The 26151-nt window shown below is 67.3% G+C and carries 26 protein-coding genes; 11 read left to right on the forward strand and 15 right to left on the reverse strand.

Features of this window, described 5'->3' with window-relative positions; translation table 11 throughout:
* Positions 1-2: 2 nt before the first annotated feature.
* Entirely contained in the window at positions 3-1430 is a 1428-nt protein-coding gene (locus tag ACLP4W_RS06630) for an NAD(P)-binding protein (protein ID WP_442385300.1), read from the reverse strand.
* Between the two features lie 99 nt (positions 1431-1529).
* Here ACLP4W_RS06630 and ACLP4W_RS06635 point away from each other — a divergent pair, with 99 nt between their 5' ends.
* Genes ACLP4W_RS06635 through mmsB form a run of 3 tightly spaced genes read left to right on the forward strand, consistent with a single transcriptional unit; the run spans position 1530 to position 5136 of the window.
* Complete coding sequence (locus ACLP4W_RS06635; protein WP_442385302.1) at positions 1530-3050, forward strand: CoA-acylating methylmalonate-semialdehyde dehydrogenase; 1521 nt, start codon at positions 1530-1532, stop codon at positions 3048-3050.
* Positions 3051-3063: 13 nt separating this feature from the next.
* Positions 3064-4239, forward strand: a complete 1176-nt coding sequence (locus ACLP4W_RS06640; protein WP_442385304.1) for an isobutyryl-CoA dehydrogenase — start codon at positions 3064-3066, stop codon at positions 4237-4239.
* 12 nt (positions 4240-4251) lie between these two features.
* On the forward strand, positions 4252-5136 hold the full coding sequence (gene mmsB / locus ACLP4W_RS06645) for a 3-hydroxyisobutyrate dehydrogenase (RefSeq protein ID WP_442385306.1): 885 nt from the start codon (positions 4252-4254) through the stop codon (positions 5134-5136).
* 56 nt (positions 5137-5192) lie between these two features.
* Here mmsB and ACLP4W_RS06650 read toward each other — a convergent pair whose 3' ends face one another.
* The 10 genes from ACLP4W_RS06650 to secY are packed head-to-tail and all read right to left on the reverse strand — an operon-like array spanning position 5193 to position 14190.
* Entirely contained in the window at positions 5193-5693 is a 501-nt protein-coding gene (locus ACLP4W_RS06650) for a MarR family transcriptional regulator (protein WP_442385308.1), read from the reverse strand.
* Between the two features lie 8 nt (positions 5694-5701).
* Positions 5702-6754, reverse strand: a complete 1053-nt coding sequence (locus ACLP4W_RS06655; protein ID WP_442385310.1) for an aminotransferase class I/II-fold pyridoxal phosphate-dependent enzyme — start codon at positions 6752-6754, stop codon at positions 5702-5704.
* Positions 6754-7773: a 3-oxoacyl-ACP synthase III family protein gene (locus ACLP4W_RS06660; protein ID WP_442385312.1), complete on the reverse strand. Its 1020-nt coding sequence runs from the start codon at positions 7771-7773 to the stop codon at positions 6754-6756. The genes ACLP4W_RS06655 and ACLP4W_RS06660 overlap by 1 nt, the downstream gene beginning before the upstream one ends.
* Before the next feature lie 7 nt (positions 7774-7780).
* Positions 7781-8428, reverse strand: a complete 648-nt coding sequence (locus ACLP4W_RS06665) for an SRPBCC family protein (protein ID WP_442385314.1) — start codon at positions 8426-8428, stop codon at positions 7781-7783.
* Positions 8409-10127, reverse strand: coding sequence for a thiamine pyrophosphate-binding protein (locus tag ACLP4W_RS06670; RefSeq protein ID WP_442385316.1), 1719 nt, complete (start codon positions 10125-10127; stop codon positions 8409-8411). Before ACLP4W_RS06670 ends, ACLP4W_RS06665 begins: the two co-directional genes overlap by 20 nt.
* Before the next feature lie 41 nt (positions 10128-10168).
* Complete coding sequence (locus ACLP4W_RS06675) at positions 10169-10900, reverse strand: anti-sigma factor family protein (protein ID WP_442385318.1); 732 nt, start codon at positions 10898-10900, stop codon at positions 10169-10171.
* Positions 10901-10940: 40 nt separating this feature from the next.
* Positions 10941-11474, reverse strand: coding sequence for a sigma-70 family RNA polymerase sigma factor (locus ACLP4W_RS06680; RefSeq protein ID WP_442385320.1), 534 nt, complete (start codon positions 11472-11474; stop codon positions 10941-10943).
* Positions 11475-11519: 45 nt separating this feature from the next.
* Positions 11520-12320, reverse strand: coding sequence for a type I methionyl aminopeptidase (map, locus tag ACLP4W_RS06685; protein ID WP_442385322.1), 801 nt, complete (start codon positions 12318-12320; stop codon positions 11520-11522).
* Positions 12321-12322: 2 nt separating this feature from the next.
* Positions 12323-12868: an adenylate kinase gene (locus ACLP4W_RS06690; RefSeq protein ID WP_442385324.1), complete on the reverse strand. Its 546-nt coding sequence runs from the start codon at positions 12866-12868 to the stop codon at positions 12323-12325.
* On the reverse strand, positions 12865-14190 hold the full coding sequence (gene secY, locus ACLP4W_RS06695) for a preprotein translocase subunit SecY (RefSeq protein ID WP_442385326.1): 1326 nt from the start codon (positions 14188-14190) through the stop codon (positions 12865-12867). The genes ACLP4W_RS06690 and secY overlap by 4 nt, the downstream gene beginning before the upstream one ends.
* Positions 14191-14442: 252 nt before the next feature.
* Here secY and ACLP4W_RS06700 point away from each other — a divergent pair, with 252 nt between their 5' ends.
* Both ACLP4W_RS06700 and ACLP4W_RS06705 read left to right on the forward strand, forming a co-directional pair.
* Entirely contained in the window at positions 14443-15366 is a 924-nt protein-coding gene (locus ACLP4W_RS06700; protein ID WP_442385328.1) for a class I SAM-dependent methyltransferase, read from the forward strand.
* Between the two features lie 9 nt (positions 15367-15375).
* Positions 15376-16317, forward strand: a complete 942-nt coding sequence (locus ACLP4W_RS06705; RefSeq protein WP_442385330.1) for a class I SAM-dependent methyltransferase — start codon at positions 15376-15378, stop codon at positions 16315-16317.
* A gap of 1 nt (position 16318) precedes the next feature.
* Here ACLP4W_RS06705 and ACLP4W_RS06710 read toward each other — a convergent pair whose 3' ends face one another.
* Both ACLP4W_RS06710 and ACLP4W_RS06715 read right to left on the reverse strand, forming a co-directional pair.
* A complete protein-coding gene (locus ACLP4W_RS06710) occupies positions 16319-16984 on the reverse strand; it encodes a GNAT family N-acetyltransferase (RefSeq protein ID WP_442385332.1) in 666 nt (221 codons plus the stop codon).
* A 9-nt stretch (positions 16985-16993) separates the two neighbouring features.
* Positions 16994-18373: a xylulokinase gene (locus tag ACLP4W_RS06715; protein ID WP_442385334.1), complete on the reverse strand. Its 1380-nt coding sequence runs from the start codon at positions 18371-18373 to the stop codon at positions 16994-16996.
* Positions 18374-18403: 30 nt separating this feature from the next.
* On the opposite strand from ACLP4W_RS06715, the gene ACLP4W_RS06720 reads away from it, so the two are divergent.
* From ACLP4W_RS06720 to ACLP4W_RS06735, 4 genes are all read left to right on the forward strand, one after another.
* Positions 18404-19384 carry an NAD(P)-dependent oxidoreductase gene (locus ACLP4W_RS06720; protein ID WP_442385336.1) on the forward strand — a complete coding sequence of 327 codons (981 nt, stop codon included), beginning with the start codon at positions 18404-18406 and terminating at the stop codon, positions 19382-19384.
* Entirely contained in the window at positions 19381-20052 is a 672-nt protein-coding gene (locus tag ACLP4W_RS06725; protein WP_442385338.1) for an L-fuculose-phosphate aldolase, read from the forward strand. Before ACLP4W_RS06720 ends, ACLP4W_RS06725 begins: the two co-directional genes overlap by 4 nt.
* Positions 20052-20969, forward strand: a complete 918-nt coding sequence (locus tag ACLP4W_RS06730; RefSeq protein ID WP_442385340.1) for an MBL fold metallo-hydrolase — start codon at positions 20052-20054, stop codon at positions 20967-20969. Before ACLP4W_RS06725 ends, ACLP4W_RS06730 begins: the two co-directional genes overlap by 1 nt.
* A gap of 118 nt (positions 20970-21087) precedes the next feature.
* The gene (locus ACLP4W_RS06735; RefSeq protein WP_442385342.1) at positions 21088-22125 is read left to right on the forward strand and encodes an NAD(P)H-dependent amine dehydrogenase family protein; all 1038 of its coding nucleotides are present in this window, start codon (positions 21088-21090) and stop codon (positions 22123-22125) included.
* A gap of 24 nt (positions 22126-22149) precedes the next feature.
* Here ACLP4W_RS06735 and ACLP4W_RS06740 read toward each other — a convergent pair whose 3' ends face one another.
* Together ACLP4W_RS06740 and ACLP4W_RS06745 are read right to left on the reverse strand one after the other, a co-directional pair.
* Positions 22150-23382: a zinc-dependent alcohol dehydrogenase gene (locus tag ACLP4W_RS06740; RefSeq protein WP_442385344.1), complete on the reverse strand. Its 1233-nt coding sequence runs from the start codon at positions 23380-23382 to the stop codon at positions 22150-22152.
* Positions 23379-24155 carry an SDR family NAD(P)-dependent oxidoreductase gene (locus ACLP4W_RS06745; RefSeq protein ID WP_442385346.1) on the reverse strand — a complete coding sequence of 259 codons (777 nt, stop codon included), beginning with the start codon at positions 24153-24155 and terminating at the stop codon, positions 23379-23381. Before ACLP4W_RS06745 ends, ACLP4W_RS06740 begins: the two co-directional genes overlap by 4 nt.
* A 97-nt stretch (positions 24156-24252) precedes the next feature.
* Here ACLP4W_RS06745 and ACLP4W_RS06750 point away from each other — a divergent pair, with 97 nt between their 5' ends.
* Both ACLP4W_RS06750 and ACLP4W_RS06755 read left to right on the forward strand, forming a co-directional pair.
* Positions 24253-25209 carry a class I SAM-dependent methyltransferase gene (locus ACLP4W_RS06750; protein ID WP_442385348.1) on the forward strand — a complete coding sequence of 319 codons (957 nt, stop codon included), beginning with the start codon at positions 24253-24255 and terminating at the stop codon, positions 25207-25209.
* Positions 25210-25220: 11 nt separating this feature from the next.
* A complete protein-coding gene (locus ACLP4W_RS06755; RefSeq protein WP_442385350.1) occupies positions 25221-26135 on the forward strand; it encodes a class I SAM-dependent methyltransferase in 915 nt (304 codons plus the stop codon).
* The last annotated feature ends 16 nt before the right edge of the window (positions 26136-26151 follow it).

Here is a 26151-nt window from a genome sequence, read left to right on the forward strand (position 1 = left end):
AGTCAGGGCGCGGCAAGCGCGGCTTGGTCGGCCATAGGGTCCACCATCAACTGCTCCAGTTTCGCAGCGGTGGCCGATAACGCCGATTTGGTCATTCTCAGTATCCGGTCCCGCACCCGGGGCTTCGCCGACGCCGGCGCCGGCGAATTGCCCATCAGATGTCCGAGAAAGTCCAGGCGCGCCGCGGAGAGCCAGGCGGTCAAGTCCGGGTCATCGAGCCAGCGCAACTGATTGCCGAAGTCGGCCAGCGTGATGCGTAACCAGTCCAGGTCGGTGTCGGGGTGCGGCAACGGCACGCAAAGCTGGTTTTTCACGGTGTCATCGGGGTAAGCCGCTTCGACGTGGGCGGCCAGCGCCGCGCTGAATACTTGTTGGCACCCGCGCACACTTTGTAGCGTGATGCGCCCGGTATCGAAAATCGGTGTGGCAGAACGCTTCTCGGCGCCGTCCGCGGTGCAGTCGATGTACAGGGCGCCACCGTCCATGGCTACGGCGCCACCGTCGAGGACCATCTTGTCGGCGTCGATACGCAGCAGGTGGCCCCTGCGCACCACGTCGGTGATGCGGCGCAGCTGCTCCAGTTCGGTCTGGGTGACGGTCGCGCAGCGATACATGGTGGGCCGGACGGCCGGATCAATCCGCAACAGGGCACCGGCATCCTCCAGACGACAAAACAGATCCTCGACCGACGCCGCGTCCCTGATGGCCCGCAGTCGCGCGGTGAAGCTGGCCTTGATCCGGTCGGCGAACAACGAGCCGGGCTGGATCGTCGCGCGATCCAGCAACCAGGAATCGCGAGGCATGATCCAGGTCAGCCGGTCCGGCGCGATGCCCTGGCTCAGCAGCCAAAGACAGGTGTCAATGCCCGTCTTGCCGGCCCCGACGATGACATAGCGCTCGTGGGCGGCAAGCCTCGGCAGGTCGTTCGGCGGGACGCACCGGACGCCTGTCGCAACCCGGTAGGGCGGCGGGCGCATCGAGGGGACCATGACGCGCATATAGGTGGCGTCGACGACGCGGCGCGCCACGTCGACGGCGTATTCGGTCCCGGCCAGCGTCCTGAAGCGGCCCGCACCGAGGTATTCGGTCATCGGGAAGTAGGAGACCCGCCCGGTCGGTAGCAACTGCCGGCCCATGACGTGGTCGTAGTAGGCGCAGACTTCACCGGCGGTCGCCAATTCGTAGAGCCCCTTGTTCCAGCCGACTTGGTCGATGGCGTCGCTGCCGAGGTGCAGCGAGTTGACGCCGTAGAACGCCGAGGGCTGGTGCAGCCGCACGAACGGGTAGGCCGTAGTCCAGTGCCCGCCCGGCTGGTGGTTGCGGTCCACCACCACCACGCTTGCCTGAGTCTCAGAAACCAGCGTGTCGATGAACGCCATGCCCATGGCGCCCGCGCCGACGACGAGGTAGTCGGCCTCGATGGTGTGCATACGGCTGTCCAGGCTAACCCACCTTGCCAACGTCTGGGTCGATTTACTAGGATATGCAAGTATTCGCTTGCGCGCCGTAACCGACACTCGAGGACACCCATGACCACACAGATCCCGCACTTCATCGATGGGAAGCGCACCGCCGGCCAGTCCACCCGCACTGCCGACGTGTTCAACCCGAGCACCGGGCAGGTGCAGGCGAAGGTACAGATGGCCGGCAAGGCGGACGTTGACGCGGCGGTGGCATCGGCCGTCGAGGCCCAGAAGGGCTGGGCCGCGTGGAATCCGCAGCGCCGCGCCCGGGTGATGATGCGGTTCATCGAGCTGGTCAACGACCATAACGCCGAGCTTGCTGAGCTGCTGTCTCTCGAGCACGGCAAGACGGTGGCCGACGCACAGGGCGACATCCAGCGCGGCATCGAGGTGATCGAGTTCTGCATGGGGATTCCGCATCTGCTCAAGGGCGAGTACAGCGAGGGTGCCGGGCCGGGCATCGACGTCTACTCGCTGCGCCAGCCCCTGGGCGTGGTCGCGGGCATTACCCCGTTCAACTTCCCGGCGATGATACCGCTGTGGAAAGCCGGGCCCGCCCTTGCCTGTGGAAATGCGTTCGTGCTCAAGCCAAGTGAGCGTGACCCGTCGGTCCCGGTGCGACTGGCCGAGCTGTTCATCGAGGCCGGCCTGCCGCCGGGCGTGTTCCAGGTCGTACACGGCGACAAGGAAGCCGTCGACGCGATCCTGCACCACCCCGACATCAAGGCCGTCGGTTTCGTCGGCAGCTCCGACATCGCCCACTACATCTACTCCACGGCCGCGGCCACCGACAAGCGGTCACAATGCTTCGGCGGCGCCAAGAACCACATGATCGTGATGCCCGACGCCGACCTCGACCAGGCCGTCGACGCGCTGATCGGCGCCGGGTACGGCAGCGCCGGTGAACGTTGCATGGCGATCAGCGTCGCGGTGCCCGTCGGCGAACAAACCGCGGAACGGTTGCGCGCCAGGCTCGTCGAGCGGATCAACAACCTGCGGGTGGGCCACAGCCTGGACCCCAAGGCCGACTACGGTCCGCTGGTCACCGAGGCCGCCCTGGCACGGGTACGCGACTACATCGGCCAGGGCGTCGAAGCGGGCGCCGAACTGGTCATCGACGGTCGCGAGCGGGCCAGCGACGACCTCACGTTCGGGGACGCCAACCTGGAGGGCGGCTTTTTCATCGGGCCGACCCTGTTCGACCACGTCACCCCCGACATGTCGATCTACACCGACGAGATCTTCGGGCCCGTGCTGTGCATGGTGCGTGCCCACGACTACGAAGAGGCGTTGCGGCTGCCGTCGGAGCACGAGTACGGCAACGGCGTGGCGGTGTTCACCCGCGACGGCGACACCGCGCGTGATTTCGTGTCCCGGGTGCAGGTGGGGATGGTCGGTGTCAACGTGCCGATCCCGGTCCCGGTGGCCTACCACACGTTCGGCGGTTGGAAGCGCTCCGGCTTCGGCGATCTCAACCAGCACGGCCCGACATCGATCCAGTTCTACACCAAGGTCAAGACCGTCACGTCGCGGTGGCCGTCCGGCATCAAGGACGGCGCCGAATTCGTCATTCCGACAATGAATTAGCGCCGGACGCCTCATGGACTTATTCGCCCTGAACGACGACGAACGGGTCATCACCGAGACGGCCGCCGCGTTCGCCGCCAAACGCCTTGCACCGCACGCCCTCGAGTGGGATTCCACCAAGCATTTTCCGACCGACGTGCTGCGCGAGTCCGCCGAACTCGGCATGGCGGCGATCTACTGCCGCGACGACGTCGGCGGCAGCGGGCTGCGTCGGCTCGACGGAGTCCGCATTTTCGAACAGTTGGCGATCGCCGACCCGGTCACCGCCGCGTTCCTGTCCATCCACAACATGTGCGCGTGGATGATCGACTCGTTCGGCACCGCCGAACAGCGCAAGGTCTGGGTTCCGCGGCTGGCCTCGATGGATGTCATCGCCAGCTACTGCCTGACCGAGCCGGGCGCCGGCTCCGACGCCAGCGCGCTGAGCACCCGCGCCGTCAAGCAGGGTGGCGACTACGTGCTCGACGGCGTCAAACAGTTCATCTCCGGCGCGGGGGCCTCGGACGTCTACGTGGTGATGGCCCGCACGGGCGGTCCCGAAAAAACCGGACCGCGCGGCATATCGGCCTTCGTCATCGAAAAAGGCACTCCCGGAATAAGTTTCGGTGCGCTCGAAGAGAAGATGGGCTGGCACGCGCAACCCACCGCGCAGGTGATCCTGGATGGGGTGCGGGTGCCCGCCGACGCGATGCTGGGTGGCGCGGACGGCGAGGGTGCCGGCTTCGGCATCGCGATGAACGGTCTCAACGGCGGCCGGCTGAACATCGCGGCGTGCTCGCTCGGCGGCGCCCAGGCCGCGTTCGACAAAGCGGGAGCCTATGTGCGGGAACGGCAGGCGTTCGGCTCCGCACTGCTCGACGAGCCGACCGTCCGGTTCACCCTGGCCGACATGGCCACCGGGCTGCAGACGTCGCGATTGATGTTGTGGCGGGCCGCAAGTGCGTTGGACGCCAACGACCCCGACAAGGTCGAGCTGTGCGCGATGGCCAAACGCTATGTCACCGACACGTGCTTCGAGGTCGCCGACAAGGCCTTGCAGCTGCACGGCGGCTACGGCTACCTGCGCGAGTATGGTCTCGAGAAGATCGTCCGCGACTTGCGGGTGCATCGAATCCTGGAAGGGACCAACGAAATCATGCGGGTGGTCATCGGCCGGGCCGAGGCCGCGCGGTTCCGCAGCACCGCTTAGGAAAAGGGCCCCATGACCGAGCCTCTCAAGATCGCGTTCCTTGGACTGGGCAACATGGGCGGGCCCATGTCGGCGAATCTGGTTGCCGCCGGCCATGCCGTGCGCGGGTTCGACCCGGTCCCCGCCGCGGCGAGCGCCGCGGCCGCCAACGGGGTCACGACATTCGACAGCGCGGCCGACGCCGTGGCGGAGGCCGACGCGGTCATCACCATGCTGCCCAACGGCGAGTTGGTCAAACGCTGCTACGCCGAGATTCTGCCCGCCGCGCGATCCGGCGCGCTGTTCATCGACAGCTCCACGATCTCGGTCAACGACGCCCGCGAGGTGCACTCGCTGGCGGAGTCGCACGAGGTTTCGCAGCTGGACGCGCCGGTCTCCGGCGGGGTGAAGGGTGCCGTTGCGGGGACGCTGGCGTTCATGGTTGGCGGCGACGAGGCCGCGCTGCAGCGAGCGCGTCCGGTGCTGGAACCCATGGCGGGCAAGGTCATTCACTGCGGCGCGGCCGGGGCCGGGCAGGCCGCCAAGGTGTGCAACAACATGGTGCTGGCGGTGCAGCAGATCGTGATCGGGGAGGCGTTCGTGCTGGCCGAGAAGCTCGGGCTGTCGGCCCAATCACTGTTCGACGTCATCACCGGTGCGACCGGCAATTGCTGGGCGGTGCACACCAATTGCCCGGTGCCGGGCCCGGTCCCGACATCGCCGGCCAACAACGACTTCAAGCCGGGCTTTGCGACCGCGCTGATGAACAAGGACCTGGGCCTGGCGATGGATGCGGTGGCCTCGACCGGTTCGGCGGCGCCGCTGGGCACCCACGCCGCCGCGATCTACGCCAAGTTCGCCGCCGACCACGGCGCCTTGGACTTCAGCGCGGTAATCGAGGTGCTGCGCGGCAACTGAGCCCGATGGTGGCGACCCGCCGCGCCTGGCTACGCCGCGCTTGCGATCGCCACGGGTCAGAAGTCGCCCGCGTTGCGCCGCAACGTTTCGATCGATGACACCAGCGCTTGCGATTCGCCGGCGTCTATTCCAATGTCGGCGAACACCTGCTCGTTGAGCGTGACAGTGGCGTCCTCGACCGTGGAGCGGCCGAGATCGGTGATCTGCACCAGCGTCGTCCGCCCGTCGGTGGGGTGCGGCACCCGCTGCACCAGCCCATCGGCCTCTAGCCGGCGGATTGCGTGGGTCACGCTGGTGACGTGAACCTGCAGCCGATCGGACGCCTTGGTGATCGGCAACGCTCCTGTCCGGGTGAACGCCAGCAGCCGCAGCAACTCGTAGCGGGAGAAACTCAAGTCGTAGGGGCGCAGCGCAGCCTCGACGCGGGCCAGCAGGATTTGATGCGCACGCATCACCGAGGTGACCGCGACCATGCCCTGCGACACGTCGCCCCACCCGGCGCGCTCCCAGTTGGCCCGTGCTGCGGCGATTGGGTCGCGTTTTTGAGAGGCAGCCACGCCCTTTCTTACCGCACTTGCGGCCTGAGCGTGGCCTTTCCCATTGCCGACAGCACCGCCAGCGTCGACGCACGGTTGCCCACAGTAATCCGCGCGGCCCCGTCGGCGTAGCAGCGGACATGGAGTCCGCTGTCGGCGAATACCTCATGCCACGGCCGACCCCTCGACGGCAGGTACATGAAGTTCGCATGGGCGTCGGTGGCGTAGATACCCAATGCGCTCAGGCGCATCCGGAGGTAGCGACGCTCGGCATTGATCGCCTGGATCCGTTGCAGCAGTTGGTCTTCGGCGTTGTAGGAGGCCGTGACCGCAAGCAAACTGGTGATCGCGATCCCGAACGGCAGCTGCTGGGACCACAGCGCGTGGGACAGCTCCGGCGATGCCAGGCCGTAACCGATCCGCAGCCCGGCCAGCCCGTAGGCTTTGGAGAAGGTGCGCACCACCACCACGTTGGGAAAACGCGCAACCAACGCCGAAACATCGATCCGGTGCTCGGGCGCGGCGAATTCGATATAGGCCTCGTCGAGCAACACGATGGTGTCGCGCGGCACCCGGCGCAGGAACCGCAGGAGCTCGGCTGTGGGCTCCAGCGTGCCGGTCGGATTGTGCGGCCGGCACACCACCACCACGCGGGCATCCGCGGCGGCGTCGGCCAGCCCGTCGAGGTCGTTGTGGCCGTGCTGGTCGAGGGGGACGGCCAGCGAGTTCAGCCGCGCCATCCGCGCGAGGATCGGATAACCGTCGAAGGTCGGCGCCGCCATGGCTATCGCGTCACCCGGACTGGTCAGTGCCTGCAGAGCTTGCAGCGCCACACCTGTGGCGCCCGCACCCAGCACCACCTGGTCGGCAGGCAGCCCGATATGGTCGGCGATCAGGCCGCGCAGCCGTTCCGGCAGAAACTCCGGATAGCGGTTGGCCGCATAGATGGAGCGGATCACCGCCGACCGCACCGCCGGCAGCGGCGGGAACGGATTCTCGTTGAGCGACAAGGCAAGCTGATCGGTCGCGTTGGGAAACGCGTCATCGATCTCGCCGGCGAAAAGGCTCGGGACGGATTGCATCAGCCTCGCCCGCCCCAGCGCACCGCCGCCGCACCGGCGAAGTCGCCGGCGTGGGCAAAGGCAGCCATCATGACCACATCGCCGGGCTTGACCTGGCCGTCGGATATAGCGCGGTCGAAGTTGATCGGGATCCCGGCACCGAACAAGTTGCCGCACTCGTCAAAGCTGTCCCGATGCCGTTCGGGGGGCAATTCGAGCGCTTCCCGCCAATTGCGCAGAAACGCCCGGTTGGGCTGGTTGGTCACCAGCAGATCGATCTCTTTGGCGGGCAGGCCGATTCGGTCACAGACCGCCAGCGCCACTTCCGGGACCTGCCGGTTGCCGCGGGCCAGCACCTTGGTGATCTTGCTTTCGGTGAATCCGATGCAAAGCTCACCGCTCCCCGCTGCCCACCATTTGCGCGGCGGGTCCGGGGTCAGCGTCATCTCACCGTGGTATTCGCCGTAGGTGCGGCACTCGATATCGAGAATGGGTGACTTGTCGGACAGCATGACCAGCCCTACTGCGGCGCCGTCGCCGGGCACCGCCGCCTGCGCCTTGCGGCGAACTCCTGGCTGATCGAAGACCTGGCCGGCAGCATTTTGCGCGACGGCGATCAGCGCGGTGTGTCCCGAGCCCGACATCAACAGCTGACGAGCCACGTTGAGCGCCAACACGAAAGCGGCGCACCCGCCGTTGTGCAGGTCGAGCACCCAGGACGGCCGCATGCCCAGCCGGTGCGCGATGCCCCCGCCCGCGCCATAGAATGGCAGGTCGGGTGCCTGGGTGTGGGTGATCAGCACGTCCGCGCCTTCGATGACGTCGCAGCCGTGCCGTTCGATCAATCCCCGCGTGGCACGCTCCACCATGTCGATGGCGCTCTCGTCCGGCGCGACGTGATGGCGGAACTTGGGCGCGCGGAACATGACGCTGTCACGCAGGTCGTCGGACTCGGCGAATTGCGCGTAGTAGTCCGCCGGGATCGGCTCGCCGGGCAGATAGGTGGAAACGTCGGTCAGACTGACGGTGGGTTGGCTCATGGCGTTCTCACCGCATCCATAAAGGGGTCACCGGCAGCCCATTGCGGTGGCGGTACTCGGCGATTGCCTTGAGATTCTTCAACTCCAGCAGATGCCCGGCGCCGAACATGTCCCAGAAATCACCGACCCACACCGGTCGCTGCGACGGCGCGGTCTCCGGATACGGGTTGTGGTCGTAGAACGGGTGATGGCAATTCGTCCACAGCACAACCGAACCGGGCTTGTCGAGGACCACCTGGGCGTCGACGACGCGCATCAGATAAATCATCCACAGATGCTTGCCCTGATCCCACGCGCAGTGGTAGTCGACGGTCCGGGCCTGCTCGTTGGCGATGGTCCGGGTGTAGATCTTGGTCTCCGAACCGAGCCGGTCGTAGGCCAGCCACAAGCCCGGTTCGTCGGTGGGGGTGAAACCGCGCAGGCTGTACGTCCACTCCTCGAGGCTGCGGGTGTCGGCCACATACTCGTACAACTCGTCGGGCGGACAGTCGATGTAATCGTTGACGGTGCAGTATTCGCCGAAGACCTGATCGTGCGGGTACACCGATCGCATCATGTCCATGATGATCGGGGTGGCCTTTTCCCGCGGGCTGGTTTCGATCCGGATCACCCCATCGATGGGAGTGCGAATATCGTCAAGCGCTGGCAGAGACATCGGCGCGGTTCTCCTTTGCAGTCGGAATCAAAAATGGTGCGAACGGGGGGATTTCGTCGGCGGCGCATTCGAGACTGACCACGGCGGGGCCGTCGATGGCCAGCGCCGCGCGCATGGCGGCCGCGAAGCCGTCCAGGTCGGCGACGTCGACGGACGTGAGCCCAGGGAACATGGCCGCCAGGCCGGCACCCAGCCGGCTGGAACGAAATCGGTTGTAGCTGTACAGGTCGTCGTAGAACAGCTGCTCGCGAGTCACACACATGGCGTGGGCATTGTTGTTGAACAACACGAACGTCACCGGAAGCCGGTAATGCACGGCGGTATGCACCTCCATGCCGTGCATGAAAAACGCTCCGTCCCCGGCAATCACCACGGTGCGACCGCGGGGCCGTCCGCTGTTGGCGCGGCCGAACGCCATCCCGATGCCGGCGCCGAAGCTATAGCCCATGCCGCCCATGCCCAGCGCGACAGCAAATCTGCCGTCCCGCCGTGCCGGCAGGTAGTGGATCGCCGCGGCACCGGTGTTGCCGGCGTCGACCACGATGTCCGCCCCGTCGGGCAAGGAACCGTCGAGAACCGCCATGGCGTCGCGGTAGCGCACACCTGGGCCCGCGCAAGGCGGGGGCGTCAGTTCGGTGCGCTGCACCACATCCGGCACCCGCACGCCCGTGGGCCGCCCCGGTCCGGACAGTGCCTGGGTCAGCATGCGCAGCGAGCCACGCAGGTTGTCGGTGTGCACGTGGGTGCACGGAACATACGGCGGCGCCGACCCTATTGAGACGGTACGAGCCGCTGCCAGCCCGTCGTCGAGCCCGGTACGCGCGGTGACCGACAGTCGAGTGCCGACCACCAGGCACACCGAGCTGTCGGCCACCGCTTCGGCCACACCCGGGTGACCCATGACACCGGTCACCCCGAGCGCAGACGACGACCCGGACCCCGGTGTCCCGGCAGCGTCCTTGGCGTCGGGCACGGTCGCCACCCGCGCCCGCAACACGGCACGCAGCGCTTCGAGCTCGGCCCGGGCGTCGTCGCGGGCCACCTGCTCGCCGACGATGATGGTGACCGGGCCGTTCGCGTTGCGCAGTATTCCGACGATCCGCTGGGGGTCGCCGATGGGGCGCAGATCTCCGGTGGCAAACCCGATTCGGGAGCCATTGCGCTGGCAGGCCAGGTATCCCTGCTGAATATCCTTGGGCAGCAACAACACTGCGGGGCCGCCGGTGTGCGCCGCGGCGATGGCCTCCGACAGCGCGGGCGCGACTTCGGCCGGCGTGAGCACCCGCTCGCAGAACAACGACACCGCGGAAAACACGGCCTGTGCGTTCAGCGATCGGTTGTCGCCGCTGGTGTCCTGGAAGCTTCCCCGACCGTCCATGGTTGTGGCGGTTTGACCGACCAAGGCCAACACCGGAACCCGGCTGGTCAGCGACTCCCCCAGGGCCGCTACGAGATTCAGCGCGCCGCCACCTGAGGTCGCGGCCACCACCCCCAGCCCGGCCCCGCTGCGGCTGTACCCGTCGGCCATGGTGGCAGCCGAGAACTCGTGCTTCGCCAGTATCGCCTTGATGTCGGACCGGAAATGCGCGGCGTCGTACAGGTCCTCGATGTTCGCGCCGTCCACACCGAAGATGTGGTCGACGCCGAGGGACGCGAGGCGTTCGACTATGTGGTCGACCACCCGCTGCTTCCTGGGCATGTCTGTAACACGACGGCCGGGTGACTTCAGTTCACCGGGTTTTACAGCGATCGCTGCAGCAGGACCTGGCCGCTGTCGGCGGAAACCACTTGCACGGCGGCAATCTGGTCGATCGGCGTCGAGATGCTGCCCGCCGGCGTCGCGGTGTGGCCGGGTTCGGCCACCCAGGTCGCCAGCCGGGTTTCGCTGCCGTCGCGACCCACAACGACCATCGCCAGGGTGTCATGGTGGGCATTCAGCGGAGCCAGGCAGACGCATCGCAGGTTGATGGACGTCCCCCAGTGCTGGCCGGACAGCTGCACCGTCGAGGTCAGCAGGTTGGTACCGATCTGTGCCATCGGCTGCGAGGACGCGGTCATCTGCTGGGCGGGCGTCGAGGTAAACCCCTGAATACCAACGAACACGCCGATCCCCAGCACCGCGGCCGCGGCGGCCGAGGCCACCCAGGTCGCCACCCGCGTGCGGCGCCGCCGCCAACGGACCGTTGCCAACAACGACGGCAACAATTGCGGCGACATCTCGGGTGTCGCCGACAAAGGCTGGGCGGCGCGGCCGGACTCGTCGATCGCGGCCACTTCTTCACGGCCAAGCTGCGAAAGCAGGGCCGGCACACCACTCAGATCGGCGACAGCCTCCCGGCATGCCGGGCAGCTGGCCAGGTGCGCCTCGAACTCGCGGCGGTCGGCCGCGGATAGCGACCCCAACACGTATGCGGCATCCCACATGACATAGGGGTCACCGGGCGGGCCGATACCCCGCAGCGGCGTCGTCATTTCATTCATCTCCTGTCACCCCTCAAGTATTCGGAGCCACTCATCGGGTAACTCCAAGTTCCTGCAGAGTGAGCCGCAATGCCCGCACGGCATAGTGTAATCGCGACTTCACTGTCCCTTCGGCGATCTCGAGGTCTGTAGCAATCTGCGCGGTGGTCCAACCGCGGTAGTACGAGCGTTCGATCACGGCCCGGTGCTCGGCGGACAATTGGGCCATCGCGTCGGCTATCAGCAGCCGGTCCAGTGCCGCGTTCACCTCGTCCGGTGTGGACTGCTCGGGCGCGCCCGATTCGTCCAGGGAACCAACGACATTGCGGAACCTCGCGCTGCGCCGGTCGTCGATGATCATGTTGCGGGCGACGGTGAACAACCACGCCCGCGCCGACCGCTCTGTGTCGCCGACCACTTCCGGATGCTGCCAGGCTCGCAACAGCGTCTCCTGGACGACGTCCTCGGCCTGGCTCGCGTCCCCAGTCAACCGGAGCGCGTAGCGCCACAAAACCGCGGCGTGCTCGTCGTAGAGCGCCTTCATCAGAGCGGCTTCGGTAGCCGCGGTGCTGGCCACACGAGCCACTTGATCACCTCCCGCGTATTGACACGAGTCGAGTAGGTGCTTGGTTCAAGCGAGGGTGAGGATGCGCGGTCCGGCGTCGGTTACCGCGACGGTGTGCTCCCAATGCGCCGCGCGTGTCCCGTCGGCGGTGGTGACCGTCCATGCGTCGTCGAGGACCATCGTTTTGCTGGTCCCCAGGGTCAGCATCGGTTCGATGGCCAGCACCGAGCCCGGGGCCAGCAGCGGGCCTCGCCCGGGAGAGCCCTCGTTGGGCAGGAACGGGTCCATGTGCATGTGCCGGCCGATTCCGTGGCCCCCGTAGCCCTCCACGATCCCGAACGACCGTCCGTGGCGGGCCTCGGCCGCACGCGTACCCATTTCGATGGCATGCGCGACGTCGGTCAACCGGTTCCCGACGACCATCGCGGCGATTCCGGCTTCCAGCGACTCCCTGGTCGCATCGCACAGCGCATTGTCAGCCGCGTCCAGCGTCCCGACCCCGAAGGTGATCGCAGCATCACCGTGCCAGCCGTCCAGCACCGCGCCGCAGTCGATGGACACCAGGTCACCCGGTGCAAGTATCTCCGCGGCGGACGGGATGCCATGCACCACCCGGTCGTTGACCGATGCGCAGATCGACGCCGGGTAGCCGTGATAGCCCAGGAACGACGGTATCGCGCCGGCTTCGCGGATCACCGACTCGGCGATTTGATCGAGGCTCAGCGTCGACGTCCCGGAGACCGCGGCCGTACGGACCGCGTGCAGCGCGGCGGCGACCACAGCGCCGGCCGCGGCCATCGCGTCGAGTTCACCGGGACTGCGCTGCGGCACGACCCTGCGACTGCGCAGCCGCGCCAGCGCGCTCATGGTTACTTGCCCAGCGCTTGCAGCGCGCGGGCGAACACTTCATCCACCGTGCCGACGGCATCGACGGTCTTCAACTCGTCGCGGTAGTAGTCAAGCAGCGGCGCGGTCTCGTCGCGGTAGACCTTCATCCGGTTAAGGATGACCTCGTCGGTGTCGTCGGCGCGGCCACGGGCTTTGAGCCGTTCCAACAACTCCTCCTGCGACACGCGGAATTCCACCACCGCGTCGATGTCGCAGCCGCGGCGTTCGAGCATTTCGTGCAGCGCTTTGGCCTGCTCGACCGAGCGCGGATACCCGTCCAGGATGAAACCGTTGGCCGCATCCGGATCGTCGAGACGGTTGTCGACGAGCTGGTTGGTCAGGTCGGAGGGCACCAGGTCGCCGGCGTCCAGGTAACGCTTGGCCTCCAGGCCGAGTTTGGTCCCGTTGCCGATGTTGCTCCGGAATAGCTCGCCGGTGGAGATTTGCGGGATCCCGAGCTTCTCGGCGAGCTTCTCGGCCTGCGTCCCCTTGCCCGCCCCGGGCGCTCCCAGCAAAACGACTCTCACTTGAGGAACCCTTCGTAGTTGCGCTGCATGAGTTGGCTCTCGATTTGTTTGACCGTATCCAAACCGACGCCAATCATGATCAAAACCGCAGTACCGCCGAACGGCAAATTCTGGACGCCTCCGCCGTTGCCGATTTGAAGGAACAGATTGGGCAGCACCGCGATCACGCCCAGGTAGATCGAGCCCGGCAAGGTAATCCGGTTGAGCACATAACGCAGATAGTCGGCGGTCGGCTTACCCGGCCGAATGCCCGGAATGAAGCCGCCGAACTTCTTCATCTCGTCGGCACGCTCGTCGGGATTGAAGGTGACCGACACGTAGAAGTACGTGAAGAAAATGATCAGCCCGAAGTAGATGCCGATATACACCGGGTCGCTCGGGTCCGACAGGTACGTGCCGACGAATTTGTCCCACCACGTGTTTCGCACGCCGCCGCTGCCGCTGCGGATCAGCTGGGTGATCAGGTGCGGAATGTAGATCAGTGACGACGCGAAGATGACCGGGATAACACCGGCCTGGTTGACCTTGAGCGGGAGGTATGTCGAGGTTCCGCCGTACATACGCCGGCCCACCATGCGCTTGGCGTATTGCACGGGGATCCGGCGCTGGCCCTGCTCGACGAACACCACGCCGACGATGATGGCCAGCGCGGCGGCGCAGACGGCGGCGAAGATGACCCCGCCACGGCTGTCCAGGATGGTCTTGCCTTCAGCCGGAATGCGCGCGGCGATGCCGACGAAGATCAGCAGGGACATGCCGTTGCCGATGCCGCGCTCGGTGATCAGCTCGCCCATCCACATCACCAGCGCCGCGCCGCTCGTCATCACCAGCACGATGACGACCAGGGTCAAGATGCTCTGGTCGGCGATGATGTCCAGCGAGCAGCCCTGTAGCAGTCCGCCGTTGGCCGCCAGCGCCACGATGCTGGTGGCCTGCAGGATGGCCAGCGCGATGGCCAGGTAGCGGGTGTACTGGGTCATTTTCGCTTGGCCTGCTTGACCCTCTTTGCGCAACTCCTCGAACCGCGGAATGACCACGGTGAGCAGCTGCACGATGATGCTGGCAGTGATGTAGGGCATCACCCCCACGGCAAAGACCGTGAGCTTGAGCAGCGCACCGCCGGAGAACAGGTTGATCAGCGAGTAGATCTGTCCTGCCTCGCCGCCGCTGGCCTCCTTGATGCACTGCTGGACGTTGGGGTAGTTCACGCCGGGGGACGGCAGGGCGGCGCCGAGCCGATAGAGCAGGACGATGCCAAGCGTGAAGAGGATCTTCCGTCTCAGGTCGACTGTCCGCATCGACGAGATGAAAGCCGAAAGCACTATTCCTCCTGCGCAGCCGGGGTCACCCTGCATCACGCGCCCAACACCCGCAGGCCAGGACGTACGGCGTCGCGCGTCAAATCGTGTACGAGACTAACAGCTGATCCGGGCAAGTCCGGTAAAGGGCTACCGTCCAACCGCCCTGAAAGGCCCGAAAAAGTCACAGGAAGCCATCAGCCGCGAGGCGTAGAGTTCTGCTAGGTCATTGCATTCGCTAAGTATCGAAAGCTGCCCCGCCGAAGTAGGAGCACCATGACACGCACCGATCAGGACAGCTGGGACCTGGCCTCCAGCGTCGGCGCCACGGCCACGATGGTCGCCGCGGCCCGCGCGCTGGCCAGCGGTGGGGCCAACCCGATCATCAACGATCCGTTCGCTGCGCAGTTGGTGCGCGCGGTCGGCCTGGATTTCTTCCGCCGCCTGGTCGACGGTGACTTACCAATATCAAGGGTCCCGTCCGACGCCTACGACGGCAGCGAGAAGGACATGGCGCTGGAGACCGACTCGATCGCGGTGCGCACCCGCTTCTTCGACGATTTCTTCCTCAACGCGGCGCGCGACGGTGTTCGCCAATCGGTGATTCTGGCCGCCGGCCTCGACGTGCGGGCCTACCGGCTGGCCTGGCCGCCCGGCAGTGCGGTCTACGAAGTCGATCAGCCCAGGGTCGTTGAGTTCAAGAGCGCCGCCATGTCCACCCTGGGCGTCACCCCGACCGCGGAACGGCGGACCGTCAGCATCGATCTGCGTGAAGACTGGCCTGCCGCACTGCGCCGCAGCGGATTCGACACCACGCAACCAACCTCGTGGAGCGCCGAGGGTCTGCTGATGTACCTGCCGCCCGACGCCCAGGACCGGCTCTTCGACAACATCACCGAGCTCAGCGCTCCCGGCAGCAAGCTGGCCACCGAATACCATCCCGAGTCCGGCCCGACGATGTCGCAACGCGCGCAGGAGTTCAATGACAGGTGGGCCAAATTCGGGTGTGACATCGATCTGTCGGGGCTTTTCTTTGACGGCGAGCGCAGCAATGTCGATGACTACCTGACCGGTCGAGGCTGGGATGTCACCGCCCGCAAGCGGAGGGATCTGTTCGGTGATTACGGCCTCGAATTCCGCGACGACGACGAGCTGGCTCAGTTCCGCAACATCGTCGCGCTCACCGCAACGCTGCGCTAGGAGTTTCCAATGGGGCTTGAAATGGGGAACGCCGACACCGGCGATACCCGGCGATTTGAGGGCGACAGTTGGGATCTGGCGTCCAGCGTGGGGGCTACCGCCACGGCGGTGGCGGCCCGCCGCGCGCTGGCGTCCAAGGGCCCGAACCCACTCATCGACGATCCCTTCGCCGCGCCGCTGGTGAACGCTGTCGGCGTCGACGCCTTCATCCGGATGATGAACGGTGACATCGACGCCGCCGATGACGACCCGGCGTTCACTCCGCAGCGACTCAGCGAGGGCATGGCCGTCCGCACCCGGTTCTTCGACTCCTTCTTCCTCGACGCGACCGGAGCAGGCATAAGCCAGGCGGTCATCCTGGCCTCCGGACTGGACACCCGGGCGTACCGGCTGCCGTGGCCGGCCGGGACCGTAGTCTACGAGGTCGACCAGCCCAAGGTGATCGAGTTCAAGACCCGCACGCTGGCGGACCTGGGCGCAACCCCGACCGCCGACCGCCGTGCGGTGGGGATCGACCTGCGCGACGACTGGCCGGCCGCGTTGTGTGACAACGGATTTGACACCACCGCGCCGACGGCCTGGAGCGCCGAGGGCCTGCTGGCGTATCTGCCGCCGGACGCACAGGACCGCCTCTTCGACAACATCACCGCGCTGAGCGCCGCCGGCAGCAGGCTGGGCACCGGCTACGTGCCGAACATCCGCGACCGCATCGAAAAGCGGGGCCGCGAGGTGAGTGAGCGCTGGCGGCGCCTGGGGCTGAACCTGAACTGGGCCGATCTGATCTACGTGGGTGAGCGCAACGACGTGGTGGCCTACCTGGCCGATCGCGGCTGGCGGTCGACCGTGCGCAGCACCCCGGAGCTGTATGCCGACAACGGTTTTGAGTTCCCTGACCAACCGTCCATGGTCGCGTTCGGCGATATCAAGTACGTGACCGCGGCCTTGGCCTGAGCTAGGAGGGTTTGGCGGCCGGGGTGCGGACGACCAGCGGCACCGCGGGGAAACACCACGCCATCTCCGAGCGCGACTTGCGCAGCGCAGCGGTGCCGTAACCCATCTTCCGGTAATCGGGATGAATCCAGATCCGCACGTCCACCTCGCCGTGGAGCAGCTCGCCGAACACCATTCCGACCTTCTGCCCGGAGTCGACGGCCACAAACCACGCGGCCTCCTCGTCGCCGACCCGCCCCAGCGCCGCGCGGATCTCGTCGTCGAGTTTGCCGGCCGGCCCGCCGGATCCATCACCGGCGGCGCCCATGTCCTCGGTGCGGGTGGCGAATATGTCGCGGTCCTCCTCGGCGGAGAATGGCCGAAGCTCGAGCGTCTCCCCCGAGCTTGCCGGACGCTCCTTGAGGGTGAAGCTCAGCTGTTTGTTCAGGTCCTCGAGCTCGGCCTGGATCTTCCTGCGCGAATCCTTGGTGAGCCGATCGAAGGACATGCCCATCACCGCTTCGGCGCCCACGTGGGACGTGCCGAGCAAACTGACGATCGCCTCGACCGCGGCCGCCGTGTTCTCGGACTCCACCATGAGGTCGAGTACCTCATGCCGACGTTCGAGAGCTTTCAACAGGGCGTCTGCGATCTCTCGACGGGCGGCTTTGCGGTCCTGGTCGGTCATTGCACCAGCCTAGAACGCCGCCGAAGGGATCGCGCCAGATCTCCGGTTTCCCAGCTCCAGGAAACGTTGGTAGCGGTCCTCGATCGCCGCCGCCCACGCGGGATCGGGCTCCACGACGCGCTCGGTGCAGGCCCAACGAGCGGCATCGGCGATCGAGGTTTCCAGACCCGCCGCGATGCGCCCGAGGAAGGCCGCTCCCAGCGCCGCTCCCTCGGCTACCCCGGACACCGCCAACGGCCGCCCGGTGGCGTCGGCGATCGCCTGCATCCACGGCCCGACCCGGGTGCCGCCTCCCGCGGCCACGATGCGCGACACCGGAGCGCCGCTGAGCTCGATGAGCTGACGGACGACGAAGCCGGACGCCTCGTAGGCGGCTCTGCGCAGCGACGCAGCGTCATGGGTGAGATCCAGGGCGTCGACCACCGCCCGGCGATCCGGGTCGTGGAACGGCGTGCGTTCGCCGCGTATGTAGGGCGACCACACCGGTACCCGGCGGGGATCGACCTCGAGATCGCCCGTTGGGTCGGCCGGTGCGACGACCCGATCGACCCAGCCGAGGAAGAGCCCGCCCGCGTTGCTGGCTCCGCCGATCTGGCTCTTCCCGGGGGCGGTGTGCGGAATCGTCCACAGACCCGGTACCTGCCGCACCTCCGGGATGGTCGTCCACACGATCAACGTGGTGCCGCACAGCACCAGCACGTCGCCGTCGTTGTCGGCGCCGGCCACGATCTGCTCGCACAGGGCGTCGATCGCGCCGATCGCCAGCACGGCCTCCGTCCCCCGTACCCTCCCGGCGGCCGCCCCTATCGTCTCCACCCGCGGCATCTGCTCGACCGTCGCGCCGCGGTCGGCGCATGCCGCCGGGTTCCAGCCGGTCCCGTCGAACAGGGGAAACGCCGTGGCGGCGGTGGCGACGTCGATCACCGCCTCGCCCGCCAGGGCGTGGTTGGCCACCGCCGGCGCCGGCCAGTACCCGGCGGCATCGGGCGCCTGGGCGGCCGTCCAGCGCAGAAACTCGGCGGCCTCGCCCAGCGCCGGAAGCGGCTGGTTATCGGCGCCCGGCGCCCGTCCCCTGCCGTCGCCGTACAACAGGCCAGGTGTGATCGGCCTGCCCGTGGGGTCGACGGCGGTCATCGATGGCACCATCGCCGAGACGGCCACCGCACGTACGTCAGGGCCGGGGGCCAGCCGGCGCACCTGGTCAAGGGCCGCCAGCGGACCCCGCCGCCACGCCTCGTCGGCGTCGTGCTCCAGCCGGTCGGGGGCCGGCACCCGCAGCTCGTGCGGAATCCGCGCCCGCGCCCTCACGCGGCCGTCGGCGTCGGCGGCTACCGCTTTGACCGCGGTGCTGCCGATGTCGATGCCGATTGTGACGGCTTTACGTGACACGGGCGTCACCGTACGCCAGCATTGGGGTTCGTGACGGTAAGACCGCGCGCCCTGGTGACGGCCCCGCTGCGGGGACCGGGGTTCGCCAAGCTGCAGCGGCTGGCCGACGTGGTCTATGACCCCTGGATAGATGCGGCCCCGCTGCGGATCTACAGCGCCGAGCAGCTGGTCGAGCGGATCACCGCCGAGGCCGCCGACGTCGTTGTGGTGGAGAGCGACTCGGTGCGCGGTCCGGTGTTCGACCTGCCGTTGCGCGCGGTCGCGTCCACCCGTGGGGACCCCAACAACGTCGACATCGCCGGGGCCACCGCGGCCGGCATCCCGGTGCTGAACACGCCGGCCCGCAACGCCGACGCGGTCGCCGAGATGGCGGTGGCGCTGCTGCTGGCCGCCACTCGCCACCTGGTGACCGCGGATGCGGATGTCCGCAGCGGCAACATTTTTCGCGACGGCATCATCCCGTACCAGCGATTCCGCGGTTGGGAGATAGCCGGCCTCACCGCCGGGCTGGTGGGCCTCGGCGCCGTCGGGCGCGCGTTGCGGTGGCGGCTATCCGGGCTGGGCCTGCGGGTCGTCGCCCACGACCCGTACAACGACGAAGCAAGTCACAGCCTCGACGCACTGCTGGGCGAGGCTGACGTCGTCTCCCTGCACGCACCGGTCACCGATCAGACCGTCGGGATGATCGGCGCCAGCCAGTTCGACGCCATGCGCGACGGCGTGGTCTTCCTCAACACCGCCCGGGCCCAGCTGCACGACACCGACGCGCTCGTCGACGCGTTGCGCGCCGGCAAGGTGGCAGCCGCCGGCCTGGACCACTTCGCCGGCGAGTGGCTGCCCACCGATCACCCGCTGGTGGGCATGCCCAACGTCGTCCTGACGCCGCACATCGGCGGCGCCACGTGGAACACTGAGGCGCGGCAGGCGCAGATGGTGGCCGACGACCTGGAGGCGCTGCTGTCCGGCAAAACACCGGCCCATATCGTCAACCCGGAGGTGCTCGGCTCATGACATCCGTGGAGTCCACTAAATTCACTGCCAACCCGGAAAGCGCGGTGCTGGACGCGGCCAAGGACATGCTGCGCCGGGGCCTGGTCGAGGGCACCGCCGGCAACATCTCGGCGCGGCGCTCCGATGGCAACATCGTGATCACGCCGTCGTCGGTCGACTATCGCGACATGCAACTCGACGACCTCGTGCTGGTCGACCCGGAAGGCGCCATGCTGCAGGCCGCGGACGGCCGGTCGCCGTCGTCGGAGATGAAGCTGCACCTGGCGTGCTATCACGCGTTCGACGACATCGGCAGCGTCATTCACAGTCATCCGGTGTGGGCGACCATGTTCGCCATTGCGCACGAGCCGATTCCGGCGTGCATCGACGAGTTCGCGGTCTACTGCGGCGGCGACGTCCGGTGCACCGAGTATGCCGCGTCCGGCACCCCGGAGGTCGGCGGCAACGCGGTCAAGGCGCTGGAGGGCCGCGCCGCCGCCCTGATCGCCAACCATGGCCTGGTGGCCGTGGGTCCCCGGCCCGACAAGGTTCTGCATGTCACCGCCCTGGTCGAGCGCACCGCTCAAATCGTCTGGGGCGCACGGGCTCTCGGTGGCCCCGTACCCATCCCGGAGGACGTGAACCGGAATTTCGGCATGGTCTACAGCTATCTGCGCACCAACGCTTGATGGCCCGGGTCCAGTTTGGTCGCGCAAGTGTGGCGCGCGTGCCGGAACTTCAGTTCGACTTGGGGACCCGCTTTTTCCCCGCGACGCCGCCGTCGGGGTGGCGGGACAACGCCGACCTGCTGGTGCCCGATTTCTTCGACCCCGCCACCGATCAGTGGCACATCGCGATCCAGAGCTGGGTCATCGAGGTCGACGGGCTGACGGTCATCGTGGACACCGGCGTCGGCAACGATCGCCAGCGCCCGCACATGCCACCCCTGGATCACCTGAAAACCGGGTTTCTCGCGGCCCTGCAGTCAGCGGGCATCGACCGCAACGCCATGGACGTGGTGGTCAACACCCACATCCACTCCGACCACGTCGGGTGGAACACCATGCTCGACGGTGATATCAGTGGCGCCTGGGTACCGACGTTTCCCAACGCCCGATATCTGGCGCCCGCGGCCGACTACCGCTACTTCGCTCCCGACGGACGCGAAACGCCGCGCACCGATGGCGAAGAGGCCCAGCAGCGCGGCAACCAGCTCGTGTTCGCAGACAGCGTCTTGCCCGTCGACGAGGCAGGACAGCTCGTCCAATGGTCGGATGACCACCAGATCAGCCCGTCGCTGCGACTGCGCCCCGCCCCCGGCCACACACCGGGCTCCTCGGTGCTGTGGCTGGATGCGGGTCAGCCGGCGGTGTTCGTCGGCGATCTCACCCACAGCCCGCTGCAACTGCGACGACCCGCCGACTGCTGCGCATTTGACGTGGACGCCTCCGCCGCCGCGGTTGCCCGCCGCCGGATGTTCACCGACGCCGCCTGGGCCAAGGCCGCCGTGATACCCGCGCACTATCCCGGTCACGGTGGTGCGACGATCCGCGCCGTCGCGGACCAATTCGAGATCGATCACTGGTTGGACATCGAGCCCCTCTGAGCATCCGCGTGCCGACGGTGAACTACGCGACACGACGCGCCGCCTGGCGTCGCTCAGTTCACACTCGGGGCGTGATTCGGGCTGACCGGAAGCAGGCCGTCAACGGTTACGGTTGGGCATGGCGCGATACCGAGTAGTCCAGTGGTCGACCGGCAACATTGGCAGGCGGGCGCTCGGTGTCCTGCTAGACCGCGACGACTTCGACGTGGTGGGCGTCTATGCATTCGGGTCGGACAAGGTGGGCCGCGACGCCGGTGTGCTGGCCGACCGACCCCCGGTCGGTGTGGCCGCAACCGGTGATACCGACGCGTTGATCGAGCTTCGACCGGATTGCGTGAACTACATGCCGCGCGTCATCGACTACGAACTGGTGATCCGGATGCTGCGCGCCGGCATCAACGTCGTCACCACGGGAGACTTCCTGACCGGCACCCATCACCCGGCCGAGCTCCCAGCGCTTGAGGAGGCGGCGCGACAGGGACGCGCGACCTTCCTGGGCACGGGGTTCGAGCCGGGCTTCATCAACGTCGTCGCCGGCTTCCTCACCGGCGCTTGCAGACAGGTGCACAGCGTCAGGCTCGTCGAGACGTTGGACTGCACCACCTACCCCGTGTGGGAAGTATGGCGGGTGCTCGGATTCGGCAAACGACCCCATCAGCGGGTGACGCAAATCGACCCGGAGACACAACGATTCGGCCTCGGTTACTTCGAGACGTTGGACATGATCGCCACCATGCTGGGCGTCGAACTCGACTCCAAGGACGCCTTCGTCGAGCCCGCCGTGCTGACCCGGGATCTGAAGCTGGGGTGGGTGGACTTCGCCGCCGGCACAGTCGGGGGCCAGCGCCGAACCTATCGCGGTCATCGCGGCGGTCGGCCGGTGGTCGAGCTGGCCATCTGCTGGACCATGAGCAACGACGCGCTCGACCCGCAATGGAGCGACCCCGAGGGTTTCAGCGTCGTGATCGAAGGCGCACCCCGTGTCGACGCGACGATCCGGTTCGGCGAACCGGGACAAGACGTGATGACCGTGTTGATGGACAGCACCGCCGTCGCGGCGGTCAACGCCATACCGTTCGTCTGCGACGCGCAACCGGGGGTCATCACCCCGATTGATTTGCCTATCACCGGATCCCCAGGCGCCCTGACGGTCTGAGTCCCACGGTGTGCGCAACGTGCACTAACGCTGGTCGAACGCCACCTTGACGGCACCGCTCTCGGCCTGGTTGGCGATCGCGAGGAACGCGTCGCGCCACTGCTCCAGCCGGAACGTGTGAGACAGCATGGGGCGCAGGTCCACCCGGCCGGCGGCGACCAGGTCGAGGTAGTGAGAGATGGCATGCTTGCGCCGGCCCTCGACTTCTTCTATCCCGAAGGCATTGCTGCCCACCCAGCTGATCTCCTTGAAATACAAGGGACTCCACTCCCACCGGCCGGGGGCATGCACGCCGGCCTTCACCAGCGTCCCCCGGGATGTCAGGACCCGCACCCCGACTTCGAACGTCTCCGGCTTGCCGATCGTGTCGTAGACGACCTCGACCGCTCCCGGGTGCGCCATCGGCAGACCCAGCAGCGGCTGCCGCAGCCGGCCACCGCCCCAGGCGACCAGCTCCTCGATGACGGCCAGGCGCGGTTCGTGCGCGAGCACCAAGGCGGCCCCGAACCGGCGGGCCAGTTCCGCCTGGGCTTCGAAGCGGGCCACCACCGCGACGGCGACGTCGGGATAGAGCGCGCGCAGGATCGCGACAGCACACAACCCGAGCGAGCCGGCCCCGTACACCAGGACTCGGCCCGAGCGGGGCGGCGGGTGGCGGGTGATCGCGTGCAGGGACACCGAAAACGGGTCGGCGAATACGGCCAACTCGTCGGGAATCGATTCGGGAACGCCGAACAGCATGCTGTCGTGGGCCGGCATCAATTCGGCGTATCCGCCCGTCACGTCGGCCGACACCCCGGTGTGGATGCCGGGCTTGATGTCGCCGTCGGTGAAGCTCCAGCACAGGCTGTAGTCGCCGCATTCACAAGCGGGACAGCGCGGTTCGATGCCGCGCGGCGCGCAGGACAACCACGGGTTGAGCACAACGCGCTGCCCGACCTCCAACCCGCGGGCCTTGGGCCCCAGCGCGACCACGTCAGCGACCACCTCATGGCCCATGACTTGGGGAAAAGAGCAGAAGCCGCCCATGGCGTTGTCGGCGTCGGCCTCGCCGAAGTCCATCAGGATCTGCTTGGAGTCCGACCCGCAGATGCCGGTCAGCCGGGGCCGGGTGATCACCCAATCCTGATGCGGCAGTTGCGGATCCGGCACCTGGCGCAGCGCGGTCGGGGTGCGGGTCAGGTTCTGCGTCAGCACGTTGGCGTCATCGGGAACCTCGAAAGGCTCCGGCGGCACGCCGTACACCAGCGCCTTCATCGCGGCGCCATCCCCGCCACCCCCGCGATGAACGCATCGACGTCGGCGTTCTTGGCGTCGATGACCGCCTTCATGTCCGGCACGTAGTGCTCGAATTTAGAGCTGCCCAGGGCCTCGATGATCCCTTCGGCCACCACGTCGGGGGCCACCTTGGGACCCTGGTAGAGGGGTTCCTCGCTGCCCGGGTGGTCCCAGATCTCGGTGTCGACCGGGCCCGGCTCGATCAGCTTCACGGAAATCGGAGTGCCATGCAGATCCACGGCCATGGCCTCGCTCCAGCCGCACAGCGCGAACTTGCTCGCGCAGTACGCGGTTTCGTGGATGATCCCGAGTCGGCCACCGACGCTCGACACGTTGACAATCAAGCCCGACCCGCGCGCCAACATCCGCGGCAGTAGGGCCAGCGTCAGCCGCATCGGGGCGAAGAAGTTGATCCGCATGACGTCCTCGACCTCGTCGGGTTCCAAGTCCGCGACGGGCCGGCGTTTCGGGACCGCGGCGTTGTTGATCAGCACGTCTACGCCGCTTAGGACATCCCACGCCCGTCGCGCCAGGTCGGACAGCGCCGACGTGTCGGCCAGGTCGGCGACCCACATCGCCGATTCCGGCGAGGTTCGCCGGCAGTCGGCCAGCACCTCGCCCAGGCGATCACCCCGGCGGGCGATCAGCCCCACCACCGCCCGCTGCCCGGCCAGCTGCCGAGCCAGGGCCGCCCCCAAGCCCGACGAAGCACCGGTGATGAGCACCCGTTTACCTGCGGCCGTGTACGTCATCAGTCAAGGTTGCCGCGAATCGCGGGAAGCGTACAGTGGTGGAAGCTTGTTATATTGGCTAAATATTAGATCGACTACGTCTGAATAGGGGCAAAACATGACTTCCACCAGGTATGAGGGCGACACCTGGGACCTGGCGTCCAGCGTCGGGGTGACCGCGACAATGGTCGCGGCCGCCCGCGCCATGGCGAACCGCGCCGATCGCCCGCTGATCAACGACCCATTCGCCGAGCCGCTGGTCCGGGCCGTCGGCGTGGACCTGCTCACCCGACTCGCCAGCGGTGAATTGGACCCCGACGAACTGAACGATGTGCACGACGGCGCAACGGGGTCCGCCGGGGCCATGTCCCGCATGGCCGACAACATGGCAGTGCGCACCAAGTTTTTCGACGAGTTCTTTTTGGGCGCGACGCAGGCGGGCATCAAGCAGGTTGTGATCCTGGCCTCGGGGCTGGATTCCCGCGCTTACCGGCTGGGCTGGCCCGCCGGGACCGTGGTCTACGAGGTCGACCAGCCGCAGGTCATCGAGTTCAAGTCCCGCACGCTGGCCGAGCTGGGCGCCGCCCCGACCGTCGACCGGCGGGTGGTTGCCGTCGACTTGCGCGACGACTGGCCCACCGCGTTGCGCACCGCCGGATACGACCCGGCCCAGCCGACCGCATGGAGCGCCGAGGGCCTGCTCGGCTACCTGCCCCCGGAGGCGCAAGACCGCCTGCTGGACACCGTCACCGAACTCAGCGCACCGGGCAGCCGTTTCGCGACCGAAAGCGCTCCCAGCCCTGAGCCTGGCGACGAAGAGAAGCTGAAGGAGCGCATGCAGGCCGTCTCCGAACGCTGGCGCGCCCACGGTTTCGAGCTGGACATGGCCGGGCTCGTCTACTTCGGTGACCGCAACGAAGCGGCGCCCTACCTGAGCGATCACGGTTGGCGAGTCAACAGCGCCAGCATCCGGGAACTGTTCGAGGCCAATGGGCTTCCGCCGTTCGAAGGAGACGACACGCGCATGGGCGACATGCTCTACTCAAGCGGCACGCTGGACAAGAACGCGAAATAGGGGGACTGCGAATGACTGTCGGGACAGGACGAACTGACGGTGACAGCTGGGGACCGGCGTCCAGCGTGGGGGCGACGGCCACCATGGTCGCGGCATCCCGCGCCGTGGCGTCGCAGGGACCTGACGCACTGCTTGACGATCCACTGGCCGACCCACTTGTGCGCGCTGTCGGGCTGGACCCCTTCATCCGGATCGTCGACGGCAAGATCGATTTCGAGGACGACCCGCTGTTCAACCGCAAAGCCAGGACCGAGCAGATCGCGGTACGAACCAGGTTTTTCGACGACTTCTTCACCGGCGCCACCGAAGACGGCGTGCGGCAGGCGGTGATCCTGGCTTCCGGCCTGGACACCAGGGCCTACCGATTGCGCTGGCCGGCCGGCACGGTGGTCTACGAGATCGACCAGCCGCAGGTCATTGCGTTCAAAACCAACACGCTGGCCGACCTCGGCGCCGCCCCGACCGCCGACCGCCGCGCGATCGCCGTCGACCTGCGAGACGACTGGCCTGCGGCGTTGCGGGAGGGCGGTTTTGACGTCACCCAGCCGACCGCGTGGAGCGCGGAAGGCCTGCTGCCCTACCTGCCGCCGGAGGCTCAGGACCGACTCTTCGACAACGTCACCGCACTCAGCGCGCCGGGCAGCCGGCTGGCCACCGAGCACGTTCCCGACCCGAACACGTTTTCCGATAAGCGCTTGCAGCGCATCTCGGAGCGGTGGCAGCGCTTTGGCTTCGACCTCAACGCGGCCGACCTGTTCTACCGCGGCGAGCGCAACGTCGTCGTCGACTACCTGACCACCCACGGCTGGCAGGTGACGCCCCATCCCGCCAGGGAGCTTTATGCGCGCAACGGGTTTGAGTTCCCGGAAGACGAGATGGCGGCCACCTTCGGCGAAATGAGCTACGTCGCCGCCACGCTCAAGTAGGGGTTGGCTAGGGTTT

It is taken from the genome of Mycobacterium sp. (assembly GCF_052145595.1).
Classification (GTDB): Bacteria; Actinomycetota; Actinomycetes; order Mycobacteriales; family Mycobacteriaceae; genus Mycobacterium.

Excerpts from the sequence above, each read along its gene's own strand:
- ACLP4W_RS06670 (WP_442385316.1), bottom strand. The coding sequence starts at position 10,127 with ATGCCCAGGAAGCAGCGGGTGGTCGACCACATAGTCGAACGCCTCGCG.
- ACLP4W_RS06755 (WP_442385350.1), top strand. The coding sequence starts at position 25,221 with ATGACTGTCGGGACAGGACGAACTGACGGTGACAGCTGGGGACCGGCG.
- ACLP4W_RS06675 (WP_442385318.1), bottom strand. The coding sequence starts at position 10,900 with ATGACGACGCCGCTGCGGGGTATCGGCCCGCCCGGTGACCCCTATGTC.
- ACLP4W_RS06705 (WP_442385330.1), top strand. The coding sequence starts at position 15,376 with ATGGGGCTTGAAATGGGGAACGCCGACACCGGCGATACCCGGCGATTT.
- ACLP4W_RS06730 (WP_442385340.1), top strand. The coding sequence starts at position 20,052 with ATGGCCCGGGTCCAGTTTGGTCGCGCAAGTGTGGCGCGCGTGCCGGAA.
- ACLP4W_RS06725 (WP_442385338.1), top strand. The coding sequence starts at position 19,381 with ATGACATCCGTGGAGTCCACTAAATTCACTGCCAACCCGGAAAGCGCG.
- ACLP4W_RS06640 (WP_442385304.1), top strand. The coding sequence starts at position 3,064 with ATGGACTTATTCGCCCTGAACGACGACGAACGGGTCATCACCGAGACG.
- ACLP4W_RS06630 (WP_442385300.1), bottom strand. The coding sequence starts at position 1,430 with ATGCACACCATCGAGGCCGACTACCTCGTCGTCGGCGCGGGCGCCATG.
- ACLP4W_RS06740 (WP_442385344.1), bottom strand. The coding sequence starts at position 23,382 with ATGAAGGCGCTGGTGTACGGCGTGCCGCCGGAGCCTTTCGAGGTTCCC.
- mmsB (WP_442385306.1), top strand. The coding sequence starts at position 4,252 with ATGACCGAGCCTCTCAAGATCGCGTTCCTTGGACTGGGCAACATGGGC.
- ACLP4W_RS06710 (WP_442385332.1), bottom strand. The coding sequence starts at position 16,984 with ATGACCGACCAGGACCGCAAAGCCGCCCGTCGAGAGATCGCAGACGCC.
- ACLP4W_RS06660 (WP_442385312.1), bottom strand. The coding sequence starts at position 7,773 with ATGAGCCAACCCACCGTCAGTCTGACCGACGTTTCCACCTATCTGCCC.
- ACLP4W_RS06635 (WP_442385302.1), top strand. The coding sequence starts at position 1,530 with ATGACCACACAGATCCCGCACTTCATCGATGGGAAGCGCACCGCCGGC.
- map (WP_442385322.1), bottom strand. The coding sequence starts at position 12,320 with ATGAGCGCGCTGGCGCGGCTGCGCAGTCGCAGGGTCGTGCCGCAGCGC.
- ACLP4W_RS06735 (WP_442385342.1), top strand. The coding sequence starts at position 21,088 with ATGGCGCGATACCGAGTAGTCCAGTGGTCGACCGGCAACATTGGCAGG.
- ACLP4W_RS06700 (WP_442385328.1), top strand. The coding sequence starts at position 14,443 with ATGACACGCACCGATCAGGACAGCTGGGACCTGGCCTCCAGCGTCGGC.
- ACLP4W_RS06665 (WP_442385314.1), bottom strand. The coding sequence starts at position 8,428 with ATGTCTCTGCCAGCGCTTGACGATATTCGCACTCCCATCGATGGGGTG.
- ACLP4W_RS06745 (WP_442385346.1), bottom strand. The coding sequence starts at position 24,155 with ATGACGTACACGGCCGCAGGTAAACGGGTGCTCATCACCGGTGCTTCG.
- ACLP4W_RS06750 (WP_442385348.1), top strand. The coding sequence starts at position 24,253 with ATGACTTCCACCAGGTATGAGGGCGACACCTGGGACCTGGCGTCCAGC.
- ACLP4W_RS06655 (WP_442385310.1), bottom strand. The coding sequence starts at position 6,754 with ATGCAATCCGTCCCGAGCCTTTTCGCCGGCGAGATCGATGACGCGTTT.